This window comes from Winogradskyella ouciana, from assembly GCF_965284585.1.
Taxonomy (GTDB): Bacteria; Bacteroidota; Bacteroidia; order Flavobacteriales; family Flavobacteriaceae; genus Winogradskyella; species Winogradskyella ouciana.
This window is the reverse complement of sequence record NZ_OZ260095.1, coordinates 391208-401720: the sequence shown is the minus strand read 5'-3', so window position 1 is coordinate 401720 and position 10513 is coordinate 391208. Positions and strand designations below refer to the sequence as shown.

The following is a 10513-nucleotide window of genomic DNA, read 5'->3' as shown; positions in this document are numbered from 1 at the left end:
AAATGAAAGAGCATTTTTTTCAATGTCCATATTGTTGGGAGCAGATTTCCATGTTAATTGATACTTCACAACATCACCAAACCTACATTGAAGATTGTGAAATATGTTGCAACCCTATTCAACTTTCAATTACTGTTTTAGATCAAGAAATCACAAGTTTTCAGGCCGAAAACATAGAACAGTAAAAATACTTATATATCTAAAAATCAACATTATATATTTTTTAAGTATGCAGTTCATCGAAAAAATTTGCAGTTTAAGCGAATAGCATCTATATTCGAATAGTTTATGTGCCCCTCCACAAAAATCTGCTATTATGAAAACTATAAAACTAACACTACTATGTTGCTTGCTTTCTGCATTTACATTTGCAAACGTATCCCAAAGCGAAAAAGACGCCCTACTAGCACTTTATAATGCTACTAATGGTAGTTCATGGAATACCTCTTGGGATATTGATCAGCCAGTTTCAGATTGGTATGGATTAACTATTGAAAACGATAAAGTTGTAGCTATTAACTTAAGCTTTAACAACCTTGTTGGTCAATTACCGAATGAAATTTCTAGTTTAGAATCACTTAGAGTTTTAAACCTTTCTTTTAATAAATTAGAGGGAGAATTACCTAAAACACTAACTACAATGTTGAGTCTAGAGGAACTCAAGTTATTTTCAAATAATTTCAATGGATCTATTCCTTCAGAAATAGGAAATCTAACTAATCTGAAATCTTTGGAATTATATAATAATGACTTTTTTGGTGAGATTCCAACTTCTATAGGAAATTTATCTAAATTAGAAATTTTAATCTTAAGTAGTAATCAATTAATGGGAAAATTGCCCGTAAGTATTTCTCAACTTAAATCTTTAAAGGTCTTAAGTCTTTTTGATAATGCTTTATTAGGCACGATTCCATCCGCAATAGGTGAGTTGGCCCAATTAGAAGAATTGGTATTATCTAATAATGCCTTTTATGGGAACTTACCAAGTGAATTGGCACAATTATCTAATCTTAAAACATTGTTATTAAGCAATAATGGCTTTAAGGGTAATTATGCAGCCTTGAAGGATAAACTGCCTAACATTGTAGATTTTGATATAGATGACGCTAATAGGAAAGGAGCCTTAGCGACATTAGATACTGAAGACGACGATTAATATTGTCTTACTGATAAAAGAGTTGTTCAATAGCGCTTAGTAAATAATCTAAGCGTTATTTTTTTGTTTTAATACTTGCTAAAATTAAAAAGCGTTGTATATTTGCAGTCCAATATTTCTGTCGGCATTATGAACCGAAGGTTAAAAGCTAAGTGAGGCATTGGAAATTAAATCGCGGGATAGAGCAGTAGGTAGCTCGTCGGGCTCATAACCCGAAGGTCACTGGTTCGAGTCCAGTTCCCGCTACAACAAGCCAAATACGAAAGTATTTGGCTTTTTTTTTTACATAAGATTTTAGAAGGTATGCTTTTTAAAATTGAAATGTCAAAAAAGTAAATTTTATTAAAATTTGGGTTGTTGTACAAGCTCCTCATTTTGGCCGATTCCGAAGTATTGCGAAGGAATGAATCCAGTTCCCGCTACAAGGAAAGCCTCTTGAGAAATCAAGAGGCTTTTATTTTTCCATTCTACTAAATACGCTTCTTTTCAATAGTGTTTGTTTTCTTTTCTTGCTTTTCAGTCTGTTCTGGTGGGATGATATATCTATGGTTGTCATTAAAAAACTGTTGCCTCATGGCTTCCATACGCTTCATCATATCGTCCATATTTGGAAAATTTGAGTTAAGGCCACCTGAAAAGAAGTCATCCTTAAAAATATCATCAGAAAAGAACTGTTTCATAATAGAATCGTGCTTCATAAAGCCATTACCGTTTTGTGACTGAAACATTGAGAAACGCTTGCGCATCATGGACTGCATTTCATTGAAAATACTATCATTGTCCATGCCTTTTAAGTTATCAGATGAAGACCAAGAATAAATAGAATCGTAACGGATTATATTTCCATTTTCATCAACTTCTTTATTGACTTTCCAACTACCTTTAGGTTTCGCATTAGAATCTTGTGATGTTTCAGACTTTACGATTTTATCTTTTGGTGTGTCGGAATTCTGTGCGTTACAGCTTGTAGCTAAAATTGCTACAAACAAAAAGAGCATTACTTTTTTCATTTTATTACAATTTTAAGTTATACAATACATTAAAATTTGCGCAAAAAAAATGCCAATTTATACTGAGCCTTACATTTTGTCAGATAGTTTTATTTTTGCATTTGTATGAATGACAATTTAACCAACGAATTCTTTGGAATAGGTATCCAAAACGGAAAGACACCAGAAAACTTAGGTGTACTTTGGCGTTCCGCACAAAATCTTGGCGCCAGTTTTATTTTTACTATTGGCAATCGTTATGCAAAACAAGCCTGTGACACACATAATGCTGTAAAATCTATGCCTTATTTTCATTATGAAACTTTTGAAGAATTCTTCAATAATTTGCCAAAAGGGGCAAGATTGGTTGGAGTTGAATTGACTGATGAAGCAGAGGATTTAGAAACATTTCATCATCCGAGACGTTGTGTGTATTTATTAGGTGCGGAAGATCATGGCTTATCTAAACAAGCAATTGAAAAAAGTCACTTCCTAGTTAAGTTTAAGTCCCAATTGAGCCTTAATGTTTCTGTTGCTGGAAGTATTGTAATGTACGATCGTGGCTTAGCTAAACCACGTTCTTAAGTTAATTATTTAGATGTTCTCAATCTTCTTTTTGAAGCTATTCTGTTTTTTACGAAAAAGAACAATGCAAAAAGCACAATTACAAAGAGCAATGCCCAAATCCACCATAAATTAAAAGGTTGAAAATCAATTGGACTAGCATCACCAATCAATACCAACCCAGCCCAATATTCAGGAGAGAGAGTTCTGCCTTCAGCAGTTGACAGATAGTCTAACTTGGCTTTTTGCAAAGCTTCATCTTTGGGTAACCCCATTTTTAAATGACCGTAAAAATTTTCAATAATCTTAGCGCTAGATTTTTCGTCAATCTTCCATAAACTGGTTAAAATACTTTCACTACCAGCATAATTAAATGCGTGGGCTAAGGATATCATTCCTTCTCCTGGCTGAAATGTAGGTTTTCCTGTTTCGCAAGCCGTCAGAATTGCCAAGTTAGAAGCTAGATTTTGGTTGTAGATTTCGAACGTGTAAAGCGAATTGTTTTCGTCTTCAGTATTTTTAGCAAAAATTAACCTCGAAAATTCAGGGGACACATTATCTGATTCTGCATGCGTGCCAATATGAATAATTTTATGCTCTTTTGCACTATTGGTAAAAACTTGTCTTGAAGCTTTTTCATTTAAAAATGAATCTCCGTTAAAGAACCTCGAATAGCTCTCTGCTAGTTCTTTAGCAAATGGCTGAGGTAATAATCTTAAATAGGTGTAGTCAATATTTACCGAATCCTTAATTGCTATTTTGTAATTGTTTTTCATGTCTTCGCTAAACTCTGGTGCGAACCCAATAAAGTTAGAGTCATACCCAACAGGTTGACTGTTTTTGTCAATTAAAAATAAACTGTAATTGTATGAGATCTGGTGCTGTGCTAAAAGGCTGTTGGTTTGTAGCTCACTGTATGTTTCACATGGCTCTGGAGTCAATAAATCAAAGCTAAGGTTAAAGAGTTCTTTATCTGGAATTATAATAACACGCTTAGTGCTAATATGCTTAGCTATCGGTTGCCAAAGTATATTATAAAGTTCTGATTGAAGCTGAAAGGACGGTTGTAATTGCTTTAGTTTGGCATTTAATTCCGAAATTTTGAATTTTAAATTATCTGATGCAATAGGTGCCAATTCAATTTTAGAACTGTTAATCACAAAAGCATATAATTCATTATTAATGAAGAGATATCTCACTAAAGTGGATGCTCCGGGAATTTTATCCTTTATATTTTGAAGCGACTGGGATATGGATGCGTAACGAAGCTTATAGTATTCAGGATGGTCTTCTTTAAGTTCTTCTAAGAAACTATTCCATGCCTTTTCGTTCTCTATAAAGGTGTTGAAATTAGCATCTCCCTCTAGAAAACTGTTAAGTCGATTTCGTAGCGTTCTTTCTTTTTCAAGAACATCAGAAGGTAAATTAGCGGTAAGCTCAACTGAAGTAGAATTTAGTCTATTTCTTATTTTGTGATAAATCATAGACTCGTGATAGCCTAGTAAATCTTCAAGGTATTTTTCCTCTTGTGTTTGATTAAATAGTTCTAAGTTCAATTCTTTAGCAACTCTAAAAATCCCAATATTATCTTGAATTAAAATTGCAGTTGAACTGTCATTGGTAATGATTGATTTTTTTTCCTCTAAAATGTTTATAGCGTTATCGATCTCTACCAGCTTAGCTTTTAAGAAGGCTATGCTTTTATTTGGATTTAATTTTAACTCTGTTTTTACCTTTAATAAAATACCACTAACCCTATTGGTTTCCACTTGAAGGTTATTGAGTTGGCTGTTTTTTACAAAATCATTGGAGTTTAATAAATTAATAGCCTCATTACAATAAGATAAGGCATTTTCATAATCTCCGAGTTGATAATAAATGTCTGCTAAATTGAGCTTTTGGTAATACTCTAGCAACGTGTGCTCTCCTTGATTGGCCTTAATATATTCCAAAGCTTCAGTTGCCATGGACAATGCTTTATCTTTTTCACCTATTTGGGCATAGAAATTAGAGGCATTAACAGTAAAATCGAGATAAATCTCATCGTAATAATCTCCCAAAGACACTTTATAGTATTTTTCACTTTCTTCAAAATGCCTTCTTGCTTCAACTATGTCTTCAGTATCTAGCTTTAACATGGCTTTGTGGTAATTGGCATCTGCTAACCAATAGTTATTTCCTCCCTTATTCGTGCTAAACGCTCTAATGCCTTCATCTAAAAACCTATCAGCTTCTTCATAATTTTTTAAAGCTAAGTTGGCTTGTCCCAACAATATTTTTCCTTTGGTGATTTCTGGACTCTCAGGATTTAGATGTTTTAATTTTTGTGTATAAGCATAGGTAATAAGCTGATGGGCTTTTTTAAAATCGCCAATATCTTTATACATACCAGCGTAATTCTCTATGGCCTGAAACAGAAATTCGCGTGCATTGTTTCGCCGTGCATCACTAATATCCTCTTTTAAATAAGACGACAGGTTGTTAACGGTGGTTTGCATGGCTGCAATAGCAGCATCCATATCGCCTTTAAGGCTATGTACACCTGCGATATTATTATTTAGTGAAGCAGGACGGTAGTACATGTTCCATGGTGTTCTCTCTAACAATTTTAGTGTTTTTTCTGCTTCTTTAAAGTAATAGACGGCACTATCGTATTTTGAAGCGTACCACATCATGGCTCCCATAGAATTATAAGTGCGATAATAGCTGTCGTTATCAGAATCAGTATCGCTTTGTAAAGACTTAAGGGCTTTTCTGTGATATTCTGTTCCTTTGGGTATGTCGCCTAGCCTTGAGTAGAATACGCCAAGGTTACTCTGTACTAAAGCATAGTCTCTTCCTGAAGCATTTGGCATTTGTTTTGTAAGTTCCAAAGCTTTGAGGTTATAGTTTTTTGCAGTTTCAGAATCTCCAATTGACTCATAAAAGGAGCCAGTTTCTAATGCCAGTTGCCTTATTGCTTTTTTGTTATCCGTTAAGGACTTAATTTTAGTTTCAAAGTTGGTGATTACCTTATTGGCAGAGGTATTGCCGTTTATTTTCGATTCAATTTTTCCTAAATAGTAAACATAATCGGCGACCTTAATAAATTCCTTTTTTGCAATGAGGGAATCGATGTGTTTGGTAGTAAATGCCTTTGCGCTTTTAAGGTTACCTTCAGCAAGGAATTTGTCTAGTTGCTTTAGATTTTGTTCTGTAGTGTTTTGACCATGTACTGAGCCAACAAGGCCCACTAATGCTAAAAGTAATAGTGTAAAAGCTTTAGACATATACATCTTAGTCTAGTTTTTTAAGTAGGTCTTTGCTTTTGGGTACATTCGTTTTTTTAAGAGCACTAATCGCTGCATCTGTATTACCGGATTTTAAATATGCCAATCCTAAATAATAGTAAGCCTCATTTTTAAAGGCACCATCATTCGATTCGGTTACTGTTTTAAGATGGTTTATAGCTTCATTAGTTTTATCATCTGCCATCAGTGCTGAACCTATAAAGTAGTTTAGTGTATCACTTTTCGGTTTAGCTTCTAGCAATACCTTCCATTTTTGACCAGCAGTCTTGTAATTGCCTTGTTTGTAATCTACCATGGCTGCATAGAATTCATAATTATGATTACTACTCATGGTGGTAGGCAAACCAGGATCTGGCGTAAAATAATTTGAATACAACCTATCGTTACTATTGCCATTGAATAGCCAAAAACTTCCTAAACCAATGATTAATACTGCGGCAACGGCTATACGTTTCCAGTGGAGCGATTTAACTTTTGGCTCATTAGTTATAACGCCTTCTTGCGAATTAGGCATTTCATCATGAAATTCATCTAATTGCTCTTTCATCACTTGGGTTTCAAGACCTGTTAAAATGGTTTTTATGTCTTCAACCTTTGAGGCGAAACCCTCTTCATTTTTCAGTCTGTTTTCAAATACCATCACATCTTCATCTGAAAGCTGACCATTAAGGTAAGCTTCAATGCTTTCAAATTCTTCTTGTGAAATATCATTTAGGTTCATCACTATTAACTATTTTTTTAGGGCTATTTGTTTTAATTTTTGCATACAACGATACTTTTTATTTCGGGTTGAAGCAGAATCTAGTGATAGCTCTTCACCAATAAGATTCATGGACTTTTTTTCAAAATAAAACATACGTAGTAAGCTTCTACATGCTTCACCTAAATTTTTAAAGGCTAGCATTACATCTTCTAATCGTTTATCCTTTAAAATGTCATCATCGACACCATTATCTTCTTCATCTTTTATTTCAAAATGTTGCAATTGGGAAGCCACTATCGTTTTTTTATAACCTTGTGAGCGGAGTACATCCATCCATTTGTTTTTGGCAATGGTATAGAGATAACCGTTGATAGATGATTCAGTTTTTGGTATAAATTTATCTTGTTTTATGTTTTGCCAAACGGCTAAAAATGCTTCTTGATATATATCCTTGGCATGCTCCTTTGTACCGCTGTTCTTTAGTACTAGAGCTTCAACTTTTGGATAATTTTGGACATAGATGCTTTTTAAGGCCTTAGAATCATTATCCTTAATAGCACCAACGACTTGTAGTTTGTGGTCAATTTTGTATGCTTCCCTCATGTTAATAGCTAATCATCAGAAAGATACAATTATTTCATTTTACTACAAACGCAATACTATCAAATGGTTTTTTATACGTTGAATGAAACTTTTAACAGGTCTCTTCTATTTGTCTAACATCGATTTACCTGCCCAGCCACCGCCGACTACTATGAGTAACAAGCCTGCCCAACGCATGATATTGAATCCCGAGGATGGTGCTTCCATATCAAATTCAAAAACAGATTTCCCGAAGGCGTTTTTATCGGTTTTAATGTTCTTTGCATCTTCTGGTAACTCAATGATAAAAGTTTGTTGCAAACTTCCTCCATATTCTGGTGGACTACTAACAAGCATATATTTGTTTTCGGCTAACTCAGTCAACTGTGCATTTTTCTGTTCCGTATCTACCATCCATTTGCCACGTTTATTGATTTCACATGCACCATAAGCGTTTAGGCTGAGGTTAAAAGAGCGATTCATGTCATCCTTTTCTAACTTAAAATCATCCAGAAAATAAGCTGGCATGCCACGTTCTATGTCGCGCTTTAAAGCTGAAGGATTATTACCGTAATTACTGTTCCAGATTTGCCATTCTTGTGCATTCATGCTCATGGAGATATTGAGCTTGGCATTTCCTATGGAATCGATTCGCATTTCAATTTTTTGCTGTGACTGCGCATTGATTTCCATACCGAAAAGCAATACACATACAAAGGTAATTTTTACTAATGTTTTCATGATGTTATATTTTATCTAATGCTGTTATAAACTTGGTTGATGATTCCTGAATTCTGTTGGTACATATAATCTGGCGAGCCAACGGCAACAAGCCTGATGCCTTGACGGGTTTGTAATATTTTACCAATCCAGTTGAATGTGCCATTACTGGAATATGTTTGTCCAATAAGTCCATTTCCGCCATTGGCTTGGTATTGCATTTCCATTCCAAAATTCATCATATGTTGATTGATTGTGAGCATGGCATCTTGAACGTTATTTGTCTGAACATCGAATATGCTAACCGTAGTCGATTGATCTGGTGCCATAACCTGTGCCGTTAAAATTGGCATTTGAGGTGCTGGTTGCATTACGGTTTGCCAGCCAGATGGAATAGCAAACGAAAGTGCATTGTTATTAGTGCGAATACGATTATCTGGAACTCTAATAGTATTGTTTCCATTGTTGTTCGGCTGCACTTGTTGCCCATCAGACCAAGATGCCACAATATCATCTACTTTTTTGCGCATAAAATCGTTATCCTTCAAGTCCATGGATGTTACACCTTGCGCATTAACATTATGAATATCAACAATGGTATAGCGTGGGTCACCAGCTTGTGATTGTTGTATAAACTCGTTCAGTTGTTTTTGCCCTTGTTTAAAAGCATCTTCAGCACTCATAATATTGCCCAAGCCTTCGCCACCAATTCCGGTAGCTTCAATGGCATAGTATTGCCCATTCATTCTAAAACCAGGATAGGCGTGACCAGGCACCATGTAAATAATAGGGTCTATACCAGCGGCTGAAAGTACACTAGCGTATAAAACGCTCAACTCAATACAAAGTCCAGTATTCCCTGTAATAACTTCTCGTGGTAATCGTACTTGCTGTACAATACTCTGCACATCTTCTGTAGATTTCGGAATCCCTTTAGTACCACTATATACCATGTGCGACTTTCTTGTGGCTTCATAAATTCCAGCTAAAAACCGAACGGCATCTTCTGGTTTGCGAGTTACTGAGGCTGCTTCGCCTTTTAATAATTTTTCTTGTAGGTTTTGGGTGTAATATTTTACAACAGGATCGTTTGGTGTAACAAAACAAGCAATAAGCGCATCATTATCGTACATATCTGCCCAAGAACTGATCTCTTCAGACTTTATACCTGTGTAAACATATTCGTTTCTGTTGGTAAGCTTAAAGCTGAAATCTTCTTCAATGATGTCATCATCATCTGCGCCATCCCAAGTAATTTCTATTTCAGCTTTTTCAACAGATTCGGTGGTTTTTTCCGTGATGTCATTTTTAAATTTTGGATAGCATGGCACCACCAATGTTTGTCCTGGAAACATCTCACCAGAAACGGTGAGCTCTGTCCAATCTACATAATTCGGAATGCGGTATTTTACTGTAACATCTTCCAAAGTTTGAGAAGAATTATTGGTGATTTTTGCTTTGAACAAATAGTATTTTCCGTCCATGGCATCAGGATTGGCATAAACTCGATGAGCTGCTGGCATAATAAAAGATGATTTTTCAATGCTAATGTCAATATCATCAGCATTCCCTTTTTTTGAACCCATAAAGCTAAAGGCCGTTAGAACAAGTCCGACTGCACATAACGCTAATGGAATGGCTAATTTTTTCATGATTAATTAATTTTAAGATTATTATTGTCGTTGTGGATCGAATGGAAAATTATCTTGGTTATCTGGTGTGCCGTCTAGATCGGAATCCCTTACGTTATCATCAATAATTAGAAGTTGCCAATGGATTGGAAGAAATACATCCATTACAAGATTATCAAATTCTGCAGTTGGTCCAGAAGCAACTGATACCGAAGCAAAAGTAGAGCCCAATGATGTTTCAAAATATGAATTGATAGCAACCAGAGCTGTTATGTTTCCAAATCGAATAATGCGAGTACTGGTACTTATAATGAAGCTACCTTGTGGTTGTGTAAAGTTTTGTTCGCAGTCAACATTAAAATTTCCTGTGTGGCCATAAAAAGCAAATAATCCATTGACCTCTGCAGCGACTATGTCTAAGATGTTAACTTGGCTTAGAGAGGAAAGTCCAGGGACGTAACGCCATAGCACTTGGTTGTCGTTTCTCAGAACGTTAACTCCCAAACCAGCTTGCGATTCTGACGCGTTATAACCTTGAGGCACAGTGAAGCCTAATGCAGGGTATTGACTATGAATAAACTGTTGCCCTGGATTGGCTATAGTAGGTATTTGAGTCAGTGGTAAAGGTATTCCGTGAGCGTTGGCATAATATGCTGCTGTTGGACCAGAGACATTATTGCATAGATTCGTTGAAAAATTGTTAAGATTATTTGAATTGTTATCATTGGAATCTGAACTACAAGACACAAACAATAGAACTAGAAATACAATTTTTAAATAGTGATGAGGTTTCATAATAGAGAATTTTGGTTTGTTTCTTCTATATCGAAAAACCTTAAAAATGTCATCATTTAGATGATCGTTTAACCTCTATTCTT

The 10513-nt window shown here is 35.2% G+C and carries 10 protein-coding genes and 1 tRNA gene; 4 read left to right on the top strand and 7 right to left on the bottom strand.

What is annotated here, in order from left to right; translation table 11 throughout:
- The first annotated feature begins 2 nt into the window (after positions 1 to 2).
- From ACQ65V_RS01805 to ACQ65V_RS01795, 3 genes are all read left to right on the top strand, one after another.
- On the top strand, positions 3 to 185 hold the full coding sequence (locus ACQ65V_RS01805) for a CPXCG motif-containing cysteine-rich protein (protein ID WP_430466656.1): 183 nt from the start codon (positions 3 to 5) through the stop codon (positions 183 to 185).
- Between the two features lie 131 nt (positions 186 to 316).
- Positions 317 to 1156, top strand: coding sequence for a leucine-rich repeat domain-containing protein (locus ACQ65V_RS01800; protein ID WP_430466655.1), 840 nt, complete (start codon positions 317 to 319; stop codon positions 1154 to 1156).
- A gap of 173 nt (positions 1157 to 1329) precedes the next feature.
- A tRNA-Met gene (locus ACQ65V_RS01795) sits at positions 1330 to 1402 on the top strand.
- 224 nt (positions 1403 to 1626) lie between these two features.
- Here the strand turns inward: ACQ65V_RS01795 and ACQ65V_RS01790 are convergent.
- A complete protein-coding gene (locus ACQ65V_RS01790; RefSeq protein ID WP_430466654.1) occupies positions 1627 to 2166 on the bottom strand; it encodes a hypothetical protein in 540 nt (179 codons plus the stop codon).
- A 105-nt stretch (positions 2167 to 2271) separates the two neighbouring features.
- Between ACQ65V_RS01790 and ACQ65V_RS01785 the strand changes: the two genes are divergently transcribed.
- The gene (locus ACQ65V_RS01785; RefSeq protein ID WP_412560109.1) at positions 2272 to 2730 is read left to right on the top strand and encodes an RNA methyltransferase; all 459 of its coding nucleotides are present in this window, start codon (positions 2272 to 2274) and stop codon (positions 2728 to 2730) included.
- A gap of 5 nt (positions 2731 to 2735) precedes the next feature.
- Here the strand turns inward: ACQ65V_RS01785 and ACQ65V_RS01780 are convergent, their stop codons facing one another.
- From ACQ65V_RS01780 to ACQ65V_RS01755, 6 genes are all read right to left on the bottom strand, one after another.
- On the bottom strand, positions 2736 to 5978 hold the full coding sequence (locus ACQ65V_RS01780) for a CHAT domain-containing protein (protein ID WP_430466653.1): 3243 nt from the start codon (positions 5976 to 5978) through the stop codon (positions 2736 to 2738).
- 7 nt (positions 5979 to 5985) lie between these two features.
- Positions 5986 to 6720 carry a tetratricopeptide repeat protein gene (locus tag ACQ65V_RS01775; protein ID WP_430468607.1) on the bottom strand — a complete coding sequence of 245 codons (735 nt, stop codon included), beginning with the start codon at positions 6718 to 6720 and terminating at the stop codon, positions 5986 to 5988.
- A gap of 9 nt (positions 6721 to 6729) precedes the next feature.
- Positions 6730 to 7305 (bottom strand): RNA polymerase sigma factor, encoded by a 576-nt coding sequence (locus tag ACQ65V_RS01770; protein WP_430466652.1) that lies wholly within the window; start codon positions 7303 to 7305, stop codon positions 6730 to 6732.
- Positions 7306 to 7410: 105 nt separating this feature from the next.
- A complete protein-coding gene (locus ACQ65V_RS01765) occupies positions 7411 to 8025 on the bottom strand; it encodes a hypothetical protein (protein WP_430466651.1) in 615 nt (204 codons plus the stop codon).
- Between the two features lie 11 nt (positions 8026 to 8036).
- Positions 8037 to 9656 (bottom strand): hypothetical protein, encoded by a 1620-nt coding sequence (locus tag ACQ65V_RS01760; protein ID WP_430466650.1) that lies wholly within the window; start codon positions 9654 to 9656, stop codon positions 8037 to 8039.
- Between the two features lie 21 nt (positions 9657 to 9677).
- A complete protein-coding gene (locus tag ACQ65V_RS01755) occupies positions 9678 to 10430 on the bottom strand; it encodes a hypothetical protein (RefSeq protein ID WP_430466649.1) in 753 nt (250 codons plus the stop codon).
- Positions 10431 to 10513: the final 83 nt, after the last annotated feature.